This window comes from Streptomyces sp. MBT65 (genome assembly GCF_016612545.1).
In the GTDB taxonomy this organism is placed as follows: Bacteria; Actinomycetota; Actinomycetes; order Streptomycetales; family Streptomycetaceae; genus Streptomyces.
Map to the genome: position 1 here is coordinate 1 of NZ_JAENRY010000090.1, position 15,675 is coordinate 15,675.

13 protein-coding genes and 1 pseudogene are annotated in these 15,675 nt (G+C 69.1%); 10 read left to right on the forward strand and 4 right to left on the reverse strand.

Features of this window, described 5'->3' with window-relative positions:
- Positions 1–679, forward strand: a pseudogene (locus JHN63_RS53985) (serine/threonine protein kinase); the annotation flags it as partial.
- Positions 680–749: 70 nt separating this feature from the next.
- Here JHN63_RS53985 and JHN63_RS21315 read toward each other — a convergent pair.
- Positions 750–1,481 (reverse strand): hypothetical protein, encoded by a 732-nt coding sequence (locus tag JHN63_RS21315; RefSeq protein ID WP_374222934.1) that lies wholly within the window; start codon positions 1,479–1,481, stop codon positions 750–752.
- Positions 1,482–1,524: 43 nt separating this feature from the next.
- On the reverse strand, positions 1,525–2,562 hold the full coding sequence (locus JHN63_RS21320; protein WP_200682710.1) for a LacI family DNA-binding transcriptional regulator: 1,038 nt from the start codon (positions 2,560–2,562) through the stop codon (positions 1,525–1,527).
- A 208-nt stretch (positions 2,563–2,770) separates the two neighbouring features.
- Here JHN63_RS21320 and JHN63_RS21325 point away from each other — a divergent pair, with 208 nt between their 5' ends.
- Positions 2,771–3,727, forward strand: coding sequence for an ROK family protein (locus JHN63_RS21325; RefSeq protein WP_200682711.1), 957 nt, complete (start codon positions 2,771–2,773; stop codon positions 3,725–3,727).
- Between the two features lie 45 nt (positions 3,728–3,772).
- Here the strand turns inward: JHN63_RS21325 and JHN63_RS21330 are convergent, their stop codons facing one another.
- A complete protein-coding gene (locus JHN63_RS21330; RefSeq protein ID WP_200682712.1) occupies positions 3,773–5,794 on the reverse strand; it encodes an NPCBM/NEW2 domain-containing protein in 2,022 nt (673 codons plus the stop codon).
- Positions 5,795–5,991: 197 nt separating this feature from the next.
- Here JHN63_RS21330 and JHN63_RS21335 point away from each other — a divergent pair, with 197 nt between their 5' ends.
- The 8 genes from JHN63_RS21335 to JHN63_RS21370 all read left to right on the forward strand — a co-directional run bounded on the left by JHN63_RS21335 (position 5,992) and on the right by JHN63_RS21370 (position 14,640).
- Positions 5,992–6,963: a TIGR01777 family oxidoreductase gene (locus JHN63_RS21335; protein WP_200682713.1), complete on the forward strand. Its 972-nt coding sequence runs from the start codon at positions 5,992–5,994 to the stop codon at positions 6,961–6,963.
- Between the two features lie 30 nt (positions 6,964–6,993).
- Positions 6,994–7,188: a hypothetical protein gene (locus tag JHN63_RS21340; protein WP_200682714.1), complete on the forward strand. Its 195-nt coding sequence runs from the start codon at positions 6,994–6,996 to the stop codon at positions 7,186–7,188.
- A gap of 142 nt (positions 7,189–7,330) precedes the next feature.
- The gene (locus JHN63_RS21345; RefSeq protein ID WP_200682715.1) at positions 7,331–8,371 is read left to right on the forward strand and encodes an NUDIX domain-containing protein; all 1,041 of its coding nucleotides are present in this window, start codon (positions 7,331–7,333) and stop codon (positions 8,369–8,371) included.
- Between the two features lie 250 nt (positions 8,372–8,621).
- Positions 8,622–10,439, forward strand: coding sequence for an ABC transporter family substrate-binding protein (locus JHN63_RS21350; RefSeq protein WP_200682716.1), 1,818 nt, complete (start codon positions 8,622–8,624; stop codon positions 10,437–10,439).
- 119 nt (positions 10,440–10,558) lie between these two features.
- On the forward strand, positions 10,559–11,545 hold the full coding sequence (locus JHN63_RS21355; protein WP_200682717.1) for an ABC transporter permease: 987 nt from the start codon (positions 10,559–10,561) through the stop codon (positions 11,543–11,545).
- On the forward strand, positions 11,538–12,458 hold the full coding sequence (locus tag JHN63_RS21360) for an ABC transporter permease (RefSeq protein ID WP_200682718.1): 921 nt from the start codon (positions 11,538–11,540) through the stop codon (positions 12,456–12,458). Before JHN63_RS21355 ends, JHN63_RS21360 begins: the two co-directional genes overlap by 8 nt.
- 17 nt (positions 12,459–12,475) lie before the next feature.
- Positions 12,476–13,573 (forward strand): ABC transporter ATP-binding protein, encoded by a 1,098-nt coding sequence (locus tag JHN63_RS21365; protein ID WP_200682760.1) that lies wholly within the window; start codon positions 12,476–12,478, stop codon positions 13,571–13,573.
- The gene (locus JHN63_RS21370; RefSeq protein WP_200682719.1) at positions 13,570–14,640 is read left to right on the forward strand and encodes an ABC transporter ATP-binding protein; all 1,071 of its coding nucleotides are present in this window, start codon (positions 13,570–13,572) and stop codon (positions 14,638–14,640) included. The genes JHN63_RS21365 and JHN63_RS21370 overlap by 4 nt, the downstream gene beginning before the upstream one ends.
- Here JHN63_RS21370 and JHN63_RS21375 read toward each other — a convergent pair.
- Positions 14,613–15,662 carry a protein kinase family protein gene (locus JHN63_RS21375; RefSeq protein ID WP_200682720.1) on the reverse strand — a complete coding sequence of 350 codons (1,050 nt, stop codon included), beginning with the start codon at positions 15,660–15,662 and terminating at the stop codon, positions 14,613–14,615. The two genes, JHN63_RS21370 and JHN63_RS21375, sit on opposite strands and share 28 nt — an antisense overlap.
- Between the last annotated feature and the right edge of the window lie 13 nt (positions 15,663–15,675).

The following is a 15,675-nucleotide window of genomic DNA, read 5'->3' on the forward strand; positions in this document are numbered from 1 at the left end:
CATGACCGCCCGCCCGCCAGCCGCACCCCGCCACAAGGCCCGCATTCTGATAGCCGCCGCAGTCGTCGCCGCCGTCCTCGCCGGTGCTGGAGTGTTCGTCGCTCGCATGGGCAACTCCGGGGACAGTACGGCCGCTTCGCGGCCCAGCCGCTCCGCTCCGGCCGGTGACGTGGTCGGTCCGGCCTCGCCCACCGGGCCCACGGGCGCTCACCGCTCGGGCGACGCCAAGCCCACCGGTCAGGGCGACGACGGGGCCCAGGCGCCGACGCAGCAGCACACAGGCAAGGGGGAGGACGCGGCAGACGGGCGGACTCCCAACGCCACCCCGACCAAGTCCGAGGCCGGCGGCGGCAGCGACCCGACGACCGGCGGAGCCACTCCCAGCTCCAGCCCTGCCCCCGCCTGCCAGCCCATCGGCAGCGGCAAGTACAACTGCCAGGTGTGGCGCAGCGCCAAGTCCTACACCGCGTCCGGCACCGAAGTCGGTGTCCTCGGCGCTGGTACCAACTACTTCTTCTGCCAACAGAACATGGGCCGCCGCGAGACGTACGGCCAGTGGACCAACGTCTGGTGGGCCAAGACGGACGACGACAGCGGCAACACCGACGTCTATGTCAGCGACGTCTACATCAAGGGCGGCGGCAACGACGATCCGGTCCCGGGACTGCCGGTCTGCTAAGGCCACCAGGGCGTCATGGCATCACAGCCTCAGTGCCCTTGTGCCCTCAGTGCCTCACTGCATCGGAGCCTCAGGGCAGTTGAGGCCTTACGAAGCCCTCCAACCCCGACTCCGTCACCAGCCCCACCTCCCGTAACACCCGCGTACCCCGCTCGCACAACTCCCGGTCCGCACGCGCCCGTGCGCAGAACTCCTCCGGTGTCCGCCCGAACAGCATCCTCAACTCCGCCGATCCACACAGCAGTTCGGTGAGCAGCGCCCGCTCGCCCGGATGCCGACGCGGCACACCCGTACCGTCATGCAGGACACCGTGCCGGTTGACATAGACGTACGCGCCCCGCATCAACGCCCCTGATCCAAGCGCGACTGGGAACTCGGCCCCGGACAACCACGCCCGGTCGTACGCCCCTTCGCTCGCGTCCACCACCGCAAGCTGCCGCGCGTCGAACCACGTCACGAACAACTCCCGTACGACACCAGGAGAGTTGACCGGCGACGCCGACACATACCCCACGCGGCTCACATGCGCCGAGACACCGACCTCGATGCCCGTGACTCGTACCTTCACCATCGGGACGGGAGACGTGATCTCGAACTCCGCCATCTTGTGGCGGAGTTGGCCGGGACAGGCGTTGGAGCCGATCGCGAGCACCGGAGTGCGGTCCTCGTACGTGACGCGGTCGTCGAGGGGCAACAGCAGGTCCCCGACGAGGAGTCCGGACGTGGCGGGCCACACGCCCGGGTAGCTGAGCGGATCCTCGCGCGGCGCCCCCGCCAGCCCCAGCTCCTCCAACGTAAGCAATGGACGCAACCTACTGCCGCCCACAGGGTCGTTCACCCCCCGCTCAGTCCGACGGCGGCAGCTCGCCCGAGCCCCGGGTGATCAACCGGGTCGGCAACTCGATGCGTTCCGGGGCGATGAGCGTGCCGTCCAGTTGACGGAAGAGGCGGTCCGCGGCCGTACGGCCGAGGGTCGCCGAGTCCTGGGCGACGACGGTCACGCCCGGCTGGAGCAGATCGGCGAGTTCGAAGTCGTCGAAGCCCACCAGGGCGACCCGACGGGCCTGTTCGGCGAGGACCCGGACGACGGTGACCGTCACACGGTTGTTGCCGGCGAAGATCGCGGTCACGGGGGAGGGGCCGGTCAGCATCTCCTCGGCCGCCCGGCGCACCCGCACAGGGTCGGTCACGCCGAGGGACATCCACGCGTCCTCGACCGGTATCCCCGCGTCCTCCATGGCGGCCCGGTAACCACGCAGTCGCTCAACAGCCGTGTGGATACGGGGCATGTCACCGATGAAGCCGATGCGCCGGTGGCCGTGGGCGATGAGATGGGTGACGCCGTCGCGCGCGCCGCCGTAGCTGTCGGACAGGACGACGTCCGCGTCGATCTGGCCGGCCGGGCGGTCGACGAAGACCGTCGCGACGCCCGCCTTGATCTCCGGCTCCAGATAACGGTGGTCGTCCCCGGCCGGGATCACCACAAGACCGTCCACGCGCCGCGCGCACAGCGCCAGCACCAACTCCTGCTCGCGGTCCGGGTCTTCGGCGCTGGAACCGTTGATGAGCAGGGCACCGTGGGCGCGGGCGACCTCTTCGACGGCGCGGCTGAGCGGGCCGTAGAACGGGTCGGCGAGGTCCTCCAGGACGAGGCCGATGCTGGCCGTGCGGCCCTTGCGCAGGACGCGGGCGCTGTCGTTGCGGCGGAAGCCGAGGGCGTCGATCGCCTCCTGGACCCGGCGCTCGGTGTCGGGAGTGACGCCCGGCTCGCCGTTGACCACGCGCGACACCGTTTTCAGGCCGACACCGGCGCGCGCGGCCACGTCCTTCATGGTCGGACGGTTGCCGTAGCGGTTCTCGGGGCGGCGGGCGGTCTCTGGCACGATGCGCTGTCCTGTCCTGTCGTCCACGGGGGATGCATAGGTCCATGGGTTTGTATGAGGATGTGGCGTCGAGCATAGAGCCTGGACAACGTTGTCATATGCGAGAGAGACTGTCCACCGAATATCTCCGGCCTGCGCCCCCACCGCGAGACCGGCCCAACTCACCTTCTGGTGGTTCTCATGTTTGACGGGGAGATCTGACACTGTGATGCACACCGACCTCGTGGCCGCGCTCGACATCGGCGGCACCAAGATCGCCGGGGCGCTGGTGGACGGCCACGGCAAGATCCTGGTGCGCGCGCAGCGCCCGACGCCCTCGCAGGACGACGGCGACACCGTGATGCGAGCCGTGGAGGAGGTGCTCGCCGAGCTGACCGCATCGCCCTCGTGGTCCCGTGCGAGCGCCCTCGGCATCGGCAGCGCGGGTCCCGTGGACGCCTCCGCCGGCACCGTGAGCCCGGTCAACGTGCCCGGCTGGCGCGACTATCCGCTCGTCGAGCGGGTGCGCGCGGCGACCGGGGACCTGCCCGTCGAGCTGATCGGCGACGGCGTGGCGATCACCGCGGCCGAGCACTGGCAGGGCGCCGCGCGCGGGCACGCCAACGCGCTGTGCATGGTGGTGTCCACGGGAGTCGGGGGCGGCCTCGTCCTCAACGGGCAGCTGCACCCCGGACCCACCGGCAACGCGGGCCACATCGGCCACATCAGCGTGGACCTGGACGGCGACGCCTGCCCGTGCGGTTCGCGCGGCTGCGTCGAGCGGATCGCCAGCGGTCCCAACATCGCCCGGCGGGCGGTCGAGAACGGCTGGCTGCCGGGCCCGGACGGCGACACCTCGGCCGCCGCGGTGGCCGCCGCCGCCCGCGCGGGCGACCCGATCGCCGTGGCCTCCTTCGAGCGGGCCGCGCAGGCCCTCGCCGCCGGGATCGCCGCCACCGCGACCCTGGTCGAGATCGACATCGCCGTGATCGGCGGCGGCGTCGGCAAGGCGGGCGACGTGCTCTTCACCCCGCTGCGCAAGGCGTTGAGCGACTACGCGACGCTGTCCTTCGTGCAGCGTCTGACGGTGACGCCGGCCCAAATGGGCACGGACGCAGGGCTGGTGGGAGCGGCCGCGGCCGCGCTCGCCGGGCGGACGAGCACGACCGCGGCCGGGGTGGTGTGAGGCACCGACCGGCGGAAACGTTCGTTCAGCGGCCGACGACCCCGATCAGCAGGTGAGTTGAGCGTCCGCCCAGTCCGCGTGGTCCGAGTCGATCCCGTCGCCACCGTCGGTGACGACGAGTCGGACCACCTGGGCGCCGGTCACGTCCGCCGTGATCGGCTGGGCGGGCATCGCGTTGGTGAGGACGCCGGTGGAGGCGACCTTCGTACCGTCCGCCCAGATCTCGAAGGCGACGGTTCCGTTGGCCCCCTTCTCGTCGTCCACACCGACGTCCGCGGTGACCTTCTCGCACGTCTTCCCGGTGTAGTACTCGACGTCGCTCGCGGCGTGTACGCCCAGCCCCTTGGCGTACACGACCCCGCCGAGACTGATCGGATGACCGTCCCCGGCGGCACTCTCCCCGTTGCTGGTGTTGCGCTCGACGGGCCCCCATCCATTGGTCGTCGACATCCAGGGAAGGTCGCCGAGGTACGAGGTGCCCGCGGGGGGAGCGACCACCACGGACGCGGTGAACGGCAGGGTGTCGGTCACGCGCGTACCGCTCGGTGAGCGGTAACTCGCCTTCAGCGTCAGGTCGTACGACCCCGTCGGCGTCCCCGCCGGAGCGGTGACCGTCCACCTGGTGCGCAGCGACCGGCCTGTGGCTACGGCCTTGGCGGTCGTCGACGACTTGGCCCGCACCTTCCAGCCCGCGGGCCCGGTCAGGCTCACCGAGACGTGCTCGGCGGTCGTACGGCCGAGGTCGGTGACCGTCGTCGTGAGTGCGGTCGGCTTGGCCGCCTGGACCAACGGGGCACTGTCCAGGCCGAGTTCGACGGCGGGCGGGTTCTTGATCGCGTGCCGGTCGGCGGAGACCCGTACGAGGACCGTGCCGTGGGCCGGGACCGTCGCGGAGATCGTGCCCGCGGTGTTGTAGCTCTGGTGCTGCCACAGGTCCCGCAGGGTGTACGCCTTGGCGTTCGGGAGGCCGACGGCCGCCGCGGTCGTGGCGATGCGCTGGGCGCTGCCGGACTCGTTGAAGAGCGCGACGCTACGACTGCCGTCCCGCATCGGCTTGGCGACGACCCAGCGTCCGCCCTCGGACGTGACAACGTTGCCCTGCTTGCCCAGCGGGTCCTGGTCGACCGCGATGACCTCCTTGTTGTCGAGGATGTCGAAGGTCGCGGCGGTCGCGGTACGGAGGTCGGAGCCGATGAGGAGCGGCGCGGCCATGATCGACCACAGCGAGAAGTGCGAGCGGTACTCGGTGTCCGTCATGCCGCCGTTGCCGACCTCCAGCATGTCGGGGTCGTTCCAGTGCCCGGGGCCGGCGTACGGAGCAAGTGGCAGGTTCTGCTTGAGGATCGACAGCATCGAGCCCCAGTTGTCGCTGATGTCACCGGTCGTGCGCCACAGATGTCCGACGTCCGCGGCCCACTCCCAGGGCTTGTTCTCGCCCCACTCGCAGATGCTGAAGACGATCGGGCGGCCGGTCGCCTTCAGGGCGTCGCGCATCGTGTTGTAGCGCAACTTGGCGTCCACGCCCTGGTTGTTGCAGTTGTCGTACTTGAGGTAGTCCACGCCCCAGTCGGCGAACTGCTGCGCGTCGCTGTACTCGTGGCCCAGGCCGCCCGGGAATCCCGCGCTGTTGCACGTCTTGGTGCCCGCGCTGGTGTAGATGCCGAGCTTGAGCCCCTTGGAGTGCACGTAGTCCGCGACGGCCTTGATGCCGTGCGGGAAGCGGACCGGATCGGGGACGAGCTTGCCGTCGGCGTCCCGGGACGGCAGGGCCCAGCAGTCGTCGAGGTTGACGTACTGGTAACCGGCGGCCTTCAGGCCCTTGCTGACGAAGAGGTCCGCAATGCCCTCGACCATGGACTCGTTGAACTCGGCACGGCAGTGGGTGGAGTTCCAGTTGTTGAAACCCATCGGAGGTGTGAGTGCCTGACCGTCGGCCAGGGCGGGGGAGAGGGGGTCCTGCACGGGGGCCGCGACTGCGGGCGCGGCGAGGCCCGCCGTGCACAACAGCCCTGCTGCGAGCGCTCCGAATGCTCTTCGGCGGGTCGTGCGGGTGTGGGGCTGACGCATGCTGACGTTCCTCCGGACTCGCGAGAGATGGGATCACTTCCTGTGCATGCCATGTGCGCGATTACGGTAGGACGTGTCGAACTCTGTTGGAAGAGGTGCGTATTTATTGTTCGACTTTCCATCGCGCAAGTTTTGAACACGTTCAACTTTCTGCGCTAGGCTCACTCCCGAACAGCCCGATCGGAAGGGGGAGCCCGGTGAAGATCGTCATTCCCGGCGGCACGGGACAGGTGGGCGCGATCCTCGAACGCGCCCTGACCGAGGCCGGCCACGAGGTCGTCGTCCTGACCAGGCGGCCGACGCGCGACCGCGAGGTGTGGTGGGACGGCGAGCGGCCGGGCACCTGGGCCCGGGAGATCGACGGCAGCGACGTCGTGATCAACCTGGCGGGCCGCAGCGTCAGTTGCCGCTACACCCCCGCCAACCTGAAGGCCATGATGGACTCGCGCGTGCGCTCCACCCGGGTCGTCGGCGAGGCGATCGCCGCCGCCGCGCACCCGCCGCGCGTCTGGCTCCAGATGAGCACCGCCACCGTCTACGCCCACCGCTACGACGCCCCCAACGACGAGGCCACCGGCGTGATCGGCGGCGCCGAACCCGACGTACCGGACTACTGGTCCTACAGCGTGGAGATCGCCAGGAACTGGGAGCGCGAGCAGGAGCGGGCCGACACCCCGCACACCCGCAAGGTCGCCCTGCGCGCCGCCATGGTGATGAGCCCCGACCGGGGCGGTGTCTTCGACGTCCTGTCGGGGATGGTCCGGCTCGGGCTCGGCGGTCCGGTCGCGGGCGGTGCCCAGTACATCTCCTGGATCCACGACCAGGACTTCGTCCGCGCGGTCGAGTTCCTTCTCGACCGCGACGACATCGCCGGACCGGTGAACCTCGCCGCCCCCGGACCGCTCCCGCAGCGCGCCTTCATGCGCGTCCTGCGCGCCGCCCGCGGCGTCCCGGTGGGGCTGCCCGCCACCAAGTGGATGGCGGAGCTGGGCGCCTTCGCGCTGCGCTCGGACACCGAACTCCTGCTCAAGAGCCGCCGGGTGGTCCCGGGGCGGCTGCTGGCCGAAGGGTTCACCTTCGACCATCCGCAGTGGCCGGAAGCGGCCGTCGACCTCGTACGGCGGGCCCGGGACGGGGCGGGTTCCACCCGGCGGCCGGTCCGGGCGTGACCCCGGCGCGCTTCGTCAGTTGAACGGGGCATGAAGAAGCGCAGCATGCTGGCCATCGCCTCCCTCGCCACCGGTTTCGTCGTCGCCGCGATCTCCCCGTCGCACTCGCACGACCACGACGTACTCGGCGATCTGAACGTCAAGGACACCGTGGGCTCCATGGATCACCTCGTCAGTGACGGCAGCTTCGCCGTCGACGAGAACGCCCTGGGACAGAACAGCTGACACCGGTCGGAAAGCTCGGCGCCGGTGCCCCGTCGGAGGGGGCACCGGCGCCGTCGTATGCACGCCCTCAACTGCGGCTGGTTTCCGTGGCAGGGTGGAACGGGCAAGCCTCAGGGGGCCAAGAGAAGAGGGGGAACTGTCCGTGATCGTCTGGATCAACGGTGCGTTCGGTGCAGGCAAGACCACCACCGCACGGGAACTGATCGACCTGATCCCGAACAGCACGTTCTTCGACCCCGAGATCATCGGCGGGGCACTCCCGAAGCTGCTCCCGCCCAAGCACCTCGCGGAGGTCGGCGACTTCCAGGACCTGCAGATCTGGCGGCGGCTCGTGATCGAGACGGCGGCCGCCATGCTCGCCGAGCTCGGCGGGACCCTCGTCGTCCCGATGACACTGCTGCGCCAGGAGTACCGGGACGAGATCTTCGGCGGCCTCGCGGCCCGCCGGGTCACGGTCCGGCATGTGCTCCTCGCCCCGGCGGAAACGATCCTGCGCGAGCGAATAGCCGGCCGGGAGGTCCCACCGGACCTCCCCGACGGCGAGATCCGGATGCGGCAATGGGCGTACGACCACATCGAGCCGTACCGCACCGCGCTCGCCTCCTGGCTCACCGCCGACGCGCATCTCGTCGACACCAGTGCCCTCACCCCGTACGAGACGGCCTGCCGGATCGCCGAGGCCGTCGGCAGCGGTGCCGTGCCCGTGTGCGACATCGTGCAGACCCCGGAGCCCACCTCCGAGACCCTCGCGGCCGGAGTGCTCCTCTTCGACGAACAGGACCGCGTGCTGCTCGTCGACCCCACCTACAAGGCCGGCTGGGAGTTCCCCGGCGGTGTCGTCGAACCCGGCGAGGCACCCGCCCGGGCCGGTATGCGCGAGGTCACCGAGGAGACCGGCCTCGTGCTGGACGAGGTACCCCGACTGCTCGTCGTCGACTGGGAACCGCCCGCACCGCCCGGCTACGGCGGGCTGCGCCTCCTCTTCGACGGCGGCCGGCTGGACGCCGCCGTGGCCGACCGACTGCTGCTGCCCGGGCCGGAGTTGCGCGGCTGGTGCTTCGCCAGCGAGGAGGAGGCCGCCGACCTGTTGCCGCCGGTCCGCTACGAGCGGCTGCGGTGGGCGCTCAGGGCCCGGGAACGCGGCGCCGCGCTCTATCTGGAGGCGGGCGTACCGCTCGGCTGACGACCTGTCAATTTGCGCTCTGATCAACGATGTTGGTCGTGACTTTGCCTTTTCGGGGACACCACCTGGGGACTTTGCGGGGTGTGGGTCGTTCCGATAACAAAGCGAGGGTGAATTGTCGCCTTCCCGGTATGAACAGGAACGTGAAGAAGGTACGTCGGAGCTCTAACGTCTTTGCGCAGCTCAGTTCTCTCGCGGCCGCCGGCCGCCTCGACGGGACCGGACATTTCGCCGGTCGAAGGAGAGGAACATGCGCGTGCCATCCTCGGCCCTCACCCGGGCCCTCACACTCGCCGCCGGGCTCGTCCTGGTGCTCACCGCCTGTAGCAGTGGCGGCGGAGGCGGCGACTCCAGCAAGGGCAGCTCGGCCGGGCTCACGTCCTGCAACACCGTGGGCAAGGCCAACACCTGCAACTCGGCCACCACCAAGTCCGGCGGAACGTTCACCTACGTGCTGGAGAAGAACATCCAGCAGTGGAACGTCCAGGACGTCAACGGCAACACCTTCGAGAACGGGGAGGCCCTGGAGGTCGTCCTGCCGCAGGTGTTCATACCCCAACCGGACTTCACCGTCGCCCTCAACACCGACCTGGTGACCTCGGCGACGCAGACCAGCACCAGCCCGCAGACCATCGTCTACAAGATCAACCCGAAGGCGGCGTGGAACGACGGGACGCCCATCACCGCCGACGACTTCATCTACTACTGGCGCACCAACAACGGCAAGGACTGCCCGCCGCCGCCCGCCAGCGACTCCACGCAGACCAAGGGCTGTCTGCCGCAGAGCACCGCGGGCTACGACCGGATCAAGTCCCTCACGCCTTCCGACAACGGCAAGACCGTCACGCTGGTGATGACGAAGCCGTACTCGGACTGGAAGTCCCTGTTCGGCGCGGGCTATCCGCTCTACCCGGCCCACACCGCGGAGAAGATCTCCGGTGCCAAGGTCGGTGACGCCACCGCCATGACGGCCACACAGATGGCCCAGGCCTGGCAGTACTTCCTGAAGACACCGCCCACCAAGTACCCCACCGCGGGCGCCTACAAGATGCAGCAGTGGGTCGACAACGACCACGCCACCTATGTGCCCGACCCGAAGTGGACCGGCGCGAAGAAGGCCACTCTCCAGCGGCTGATCTTCAAGGTGATCTCGGACGCCACCCAGGAACCGACCGCCCTCAAGAACAACGAGGTTCAGGCGATCTACCCGCAGCCCGAGGTGGACCTGGTCAACCAGGTCAAGGACATCCCCGGTGTCACCTACACCATCGGCAACGGGCTGACCTGGGAGCACTTCGACCTCAACCTGCACAACCCGGTGCTCGGCAAGTATCTGCCGCTGCGGCAGGCGATGTTCACGGCGATCAACATCAAGGACATCATCGCCAAGACGGTCGGTCAGTTCGACCCGGCCGTGAAGCCGCTCGGCAACCACAACTTCGTTCCCGGGCAGGCCGGTTACAAGGATCTGGTCACCAGCACCGGCCAGGGGTCGGGTGATCTGACCAAGGCGAAGAAGTACCTCACGGACGCCAAGTTCACCGGTGTGGGCACGGCGTTGAAGACTCCGGACGGCAAGGCCGTCGGACCCTTCAACTGCCGCTACACCACCGGCAACCAGATCCGGCAGAGCGAGTGCCAGATCCTGCAGAGCAACCTGGCGAGCCTCGGCATCAAGGTCACCATCAAGCCGATCGGCGCCGCCGACCTCGGCACGGTCCTCTCCGGGCACCAGTACGACATCATCGTCTTCGCCTGGGTCGCGGCACCGTTCCCGAGCAGCGGCGCCCAGCAGAACTGGTTCACCGGCGGTGGCGGCAACTTCGGTGGCTACAGCAACAAGACGGCCGACTCCCTGATCTCCCAGGCCGTGGGTGAGACCGACGCGACGAAGGCCGCCGCGCTCCTCAACCAGGCCGACCAGCTCATGGTGAACGACGCCTACGTCCTGCCGCTCTACCAGAAGCCGACGTTCCTCGCCGTGCAGACGCGGTTCGTGAACATGCGGAACAACGCCACGAACGTGGGCCCGGCCTACAACACCGGTGAATGGGGCCTGAAGAAGTAGTCCCTCAGTCAGAGGAAACAGCTCCACCGGCACGCCCGCCGGGCCCGTCCCCGCAGACACCGGGGCCGGGCCCGGCCGGGACGGCATCACCGACCCGCCGGCCTCCGAGAGAAGACCGCATGCTCGCCTACACCGTGCGCCGCATCCTCGTCTCCATACCCGTTCTCGTCGTCTCGACGTTCATCGTGTTCCTCGTCGTCATCAACTCCGGTGATCCGGTGGCGAACTTCGCCACCTCACGACAACCCGCGCCCAGCCAGGCGGCGGTGACCGCCTTCGCGCGGCACATCCACGCCAACCAGCCGGTCATGGAACGCTATTGGAACTGGATCACCGGCGTCCTGCACGGCGACTTCGGCCCGTCCGTGCAGGCCAACCTGAACATCGGACACGACCTGTTCACCCGCTTCAAGGTGACCATCACCCTGGTCGCCGCGGCGATGATCCTCGCGCTGATCATGGCCGTCGTCTTCGGCGTGTTCAGCGCCATCCGCCAGTACTCCGCCGCCGACTACACCATCACCTTCTTCGGCTTCCTCTTCCTCGCCATGCCCGTGTTCTGGTTCGCGGTCCTGCTCAAGCAGGCCGGGATCTGGTTCAACCAGAAGACCGGCAGCCAGTTCCTCGGCACCATCGGAGAGAAGTCGCCGTACCTCGAAGTCGACACCACCTGGAACGAGTTCACCGACCACGTGGGCCACCTCATCCTGCCCACCATCACCCTCGCGCTGGTCTCCTTCGCGTCCTGGACCCGCTACACCCGTGCCTCCATGCTGGAGGTCCTCAACAGCGACTACGTACGGCTCGCCCGCGCCAAGGGCCTTCGGCGCGGCAAGGTGATGACACGGCACGCGCTGCGCACCGCCCTCATCCCGCTGGCCACCGTCACCGCGCTCGACATCGCGATCATCCTGGGCGGCGCGGTGATCACGGAGACGATCTTCCAGTGGCACGGCATGGGCGAGATGCTGGTCCAGGCGGCGACCACGCTCGACGTCTACCGCACCATGGCCTGGCTGTTGCTCTCCGCCGTCGTCGTCATCGGGTTCAACCTCATCGCCGATCTGCTCTACGCCGTACTCGACCCGAGGATCCGCTATGACTGACATCGAGGCACCGGGGTCCGCGGGCACTCAACTACCCCGTGGGGACCACGAGTTCACCGTACGACAGCGCACCCAGACCCAGCTGGTGCTGCGCCGCTTCGTGCGGCACCGGGCCGCGATGGTCAGCCTCGTCGTGTTCCTGCTGATCATCCTGTGGGCGTTCATCGGTCCGCACCTGTGGCACTACTCGTACGCGAAGTACACCGAGGACAACTCCAAACCCCCTTCCTGGAAGCACCCGTTCGGCACCGACTCCTCGGGCTACGACGGCTACGCACAGGTCATGCGCGGCACCCAGACCTCGCTGAAGATCGCCATCATGATCGCGCTCGGCTCCACCTTCCTCGGTGCGATCTGGGGAGCCGTCGCCGGCTTCTACAAGGGCATCGTCGACGCCGTCATGATGCGCATCGCGGACCTGGTGCTTACGCTGCCCCTGTTCGCGATCGCCCTGGTCATCTCCTCCCGCACCGGCGGCTCCTGGTACTGGATCGCCATCGTGATCGCCGGGCTGACCTGGGCGTACGTGGCCCGGGTGGTGCGCTCTTCGGTGCTGTCGCTGCGCGAGAAGGAGTTCATCGAGGCGGCGCGGGCGCTCGGCGCCTCGGACACCCGGATCATCTTCCGGCATCTGCTGCCGAACGCGCTGGGCCCGATCATCGTCAACGCGACGATCCTGGTGGCGACCGGCATCCTCACCGAGACCGCGCTCTCCTTCCTCGGCTTCGGTGTCCAACCGCCCGACACCTCCCTGGGGTTGCTGGTCTCCCAGGCGCAGACGGCGGTCGACACCCGGCCCTGGCTCTTCTACATCCCCGGCGCGTTCATCATCGCGATCGCGCTGACCATCAACTTCATCGGCGACGGACTGCGCGACGCCTTCGACCCCCGGCAGCAAAGGGTGCGACAGTGACGACCACGAGTCATGGAGTGCACGAGGTCCCCGTGACGTCCGCGGTGCTCGAAGTCGAGGACCTCAGCGTGGAGTTCGGCACGGAGGACGGGACGGTACGGGCCGTGCGCGGCGTCGGCTACCGGCTCGACCGGGGCGAATCGCTGGGCATCGTCGGCGAGTCGGGGTCCGGGAAGTCGGTGACCGCCCTCGCCGTCATGGGCCTGCTGCCGACCGGCGCCAAGGTGAGCGGCTCGGTCCGCTTCGAGGGCACGGAACTGCTCGGTCTCTCCGACGCGCGCCTGTCCGACCTGCGCGGCAGCGGCATCGCGATGATCTTCCAGGACCCGATGACCTCGCTCAACCCCGTCTACAACGTGGGCTATCAGATCAGCGAGACCCTGCTCCGGCACAACCCCGGGATGACCCACAAGGACGCCCGCAAACGGGCCGTGGAACTCCTCGGCACGGTCGGCATCCCCAGCCCCGAGCGGCGCGTCGACACCTACCCGCACGAGATGTCCGGCGGGATGCGCCAGCGCGTCGTCATCGCGATCGCGATGGCCAACGACCCGGACGTGATCATCGCCGACGAGCCGACCACCGCCCTCGACGTCACCGTGCAGGCCCAGATCCTCGAAGCGCTGGAGACCGCCCGCGCCGAGACCGGCGCCGCGCTCGTCCTCATCACCCACGACCTCGGAGTGGTGGCCGGCCACACCGACCGGGTCGCCGTCATGTACGCGGGCCGGATCGTGGAGACCGGGTCGGTCGAGGACATCTTCTACACCCCCCGCATGCCCTACACCCTGGGCCTGCTCGGCTCCCTGCCCCGCCTCGACCGCGAGGAGGCACGGCTCACCCCCATCGGCGGATCACCGCCGAGCCTGCTCAACCTGCCACCCGGCTGCCCCTTCTCCCCCCGCTGTCCGATGCGCCGGGACGTGTGCGACACCGACGAACCCGTCCTGCGCAGGGCGGGCGGAGATCTGCACCTCAGCGCCTGCCACTTCGCCGACGAACTCGTCGACACCGGCGCCGACCAGGTCTTCGACGCGGTCGGCGCGGACGCCGAGGCCCTGGCCCGCTTCGCCGACGCGGCGCCCGCCACGAACCCCGAGGAGGACCCCGTATGACCGCGCCCGCGCAGGCCGCCACCCCCCTGCCGCCGCTGCCCGGCCACGGCGGCACCGGCGAACCGGTCCTCCAGGTAAGGGACTTGGTCAAACACTTCCCGGTCATGTCCAAGGGCGTCATCCGCCGGCGCGTCGGCGACGTGCACGCCGTCTGCGGGGTCTCCTTCGACCTCTACGCGAACGAAACCCTGGGCCTGGTGGGGGAGTCGGGCTCCGGCAAGACGACGATCTCCCGCACCGTCCTCGGCCTGGAACGGGCCACCGCGGGCCAGGTCCGCTACGGGGAGCACGAGCTGACCAAGCTGAGCAGACGTCAGATGCGGCCGCTGCGCCGCGAGTTGCAGATCGTCTTCCAGGACCCGTACGCCTCCCTGGACCCGCGGATGACCGTCCACGAGATCGTCGCCGAGCCGCTGCGCATCCACGGCCGGTACGGAGCCGGGGCGGGCGGCGAGGTGAGCGAACTCCTGCGGCTGGTCGGACTCAACCCCGAGCACGGCAACCGCTTCGCCCATGAGTTCTCCGGCGGGCAGCGCCAACGCATCGGCATAGCAAGGGCGTTGGCCCTGCGCCCGAAGGTCGTCATCCTCGACGAACCGGTGTCGGCCCTCGACGTGTCGATCCAGGCCGGTGTTCTCAACCTGCTCATGGACCTGCAGAGCGAACTCGGCCTGTCCTTCCTGTTCGTCGCCCACGACCTGTCCGTGATGCGGCATGTGGCCGGCCGGGTCGCCGTCATGTACCTGGGCCGCCTGGTCGAGATCGCCCCGGCCCGCCAGCTCTTCGCCCGCCCGGCGCATCCGTACACCCAGGCGTTGGTCTCCGCCATCCCGCTGCCCGACCCGCGCAAGGAACGCGCCCGGAAACGGATCACCATCCAGGGCGACGTCCCGAGCCCGGTCCGCCCGCCCAGCGGCTGTCGCTTCCGCACCCGCTGCCCGAAGTTCGCGAACCAACTCACCGACAGCGAACGGACGTCGTGCGTCGAGGAGGCCCCGGCGCTGGTGGACCGGGGTGGTGGCAACCCGGTCGCCTGCCACTACGCGGAGAGCATGGAGCTGTTGTAGCCGAGTTCCTCGGCGGACGGGTACGGCGTCAGCCTGCTCCCGTCCATGAAGCGCCGGTTGAAGTCGCCCACGGTCAAAGCGAGTCGGGCGTACCGGGAGATGAGCGCGGCGGCCGCACCCGGGATGCCCTCGGGCTGCTTGCCGTCAGAGCACGCGCGGATGAACTCCAGCCGCTCGTCCGGCCCGTAGCCGTACTGGTCCACGACGAGCCAGTGCACCAGATAGGAGAAGGCGTAGGCGCGGTCGTAGTGGAGGTGGCGGTCGTAGAAGTCGCTTTCGTCCGCCGCGAGTTTGAAACGCGGGGAGAGCGCCAGGCCGTAGTCGGCGAGATGGAGCTGCTGCCCGTCGGTGAGGATGTTCCTGAAGTGGACGTCGAAGTGCAGGAGTTGCCGCTCGCGGAGGAAGCCGGTGACGGCATCGAGGCCCTGCTCCACGAGGGCGCAGGCGATGTCGGCGTCGTCGGTGCGGAGTTGGGCGTTCAGCCAGTCGTGGACGGTGAGCGGCAGGTGTTCCATGAACAGCGTCAGGCTCGCGGACGCCGTGCGCAGGGCCTCGATGTGCTCACGTCCGGCGCCCCAGTACGCCACGGTCCGTTCCACGTCGGCGAGTTCGTCGGGCAGCGGCTGCTCCGGGTCGGGCAGGACCCGCCAGTGGTGCAGCAGCGGGAAGCCCGAAAAGCGGTCGGACAGCACCCAGTTGGTCGTCATCTCGTGGACGGCCAGCTCACGCCAGACGCCGAAGCCGGGACTGGGGAGCGCGCCGATGCCGTAGTGGCAGAAGGCGGGTGCCCCGAACACGTTGGCCGTGGACCGCACGTTCTCCGGATGCCGCTCCAGGTCCGTGAGCGGCATCCGCTTCACGAACACCTTTCTGCCGTCGACCTCGATCAGCGCCGAGCGCCCGCCGATGCCGGACCCCAACGGCGTTCCGGACGCGACCAGTTCGGCGAGTTCGTGGTCGGAGAGGAGGGCGAGGGAGGTGGCGATGTCACTGTGGGCGGCGATGCGCGCGGTGCGGGACATGCGCCCATCCTCG

Coding starts and splice junctions, on each gene's coding strand:
- JHN63_RS21325 (WP_200682711.1), top strand. CDS start 2,771: ATGCACACCGACCTCGTGGCCGCGCTCGACATCGGCGGCACCAAGATC.
- JHN63_RS21350 (WP_200682716.1), top strand. CDS start 8,622: ATGCGCGTGCCATCCTCGGCCCTCACCCGGGCCCTCACACTCGCCGCC.
- JHN63_RS21355 (WP_200682717.1), top strand. CDS start 10,559: ATGCTCGCCTACACCGTGCGCCGCATCCTCGTCTCCATACCCGTTCTC.
- JHN63_RS21340 (WP_200682714.1), top strand. CDS start 6,994: ATGAAGAAGCGCAGCATGCTGGCCATCGCCTCCCTCGCCACCGGTTTC.
- JHN63_RS21375 (WP_200682720.1), bottom strand. CDS start 15,662: ATGTCCCGCACCGCGCGCATCGCCGCCCACAGTGACATCGCCACCTCC.
- JHN63_RS21370 (WP_200682719.1), top strand. CDS start 13,570: ATGACCGCGCCCGCGCAGGCCGCCACCCCCCTGCCGCCGCTGCCCGGC.
- JHN63_RS21360 (WP_200682718.1), top strand. CDS start 11,538: ATGACTGACATCGAGGCACCGGGGTCCGCGGGCACTCAACTACCCCGT.
- JHN63_RS21330 (WP_200682712.1), bottom strand. CDS start 5,794: ATGCGTCAGCCCCACACCCGCACGACCCGCCGAAGAGCATTCGGAGCG.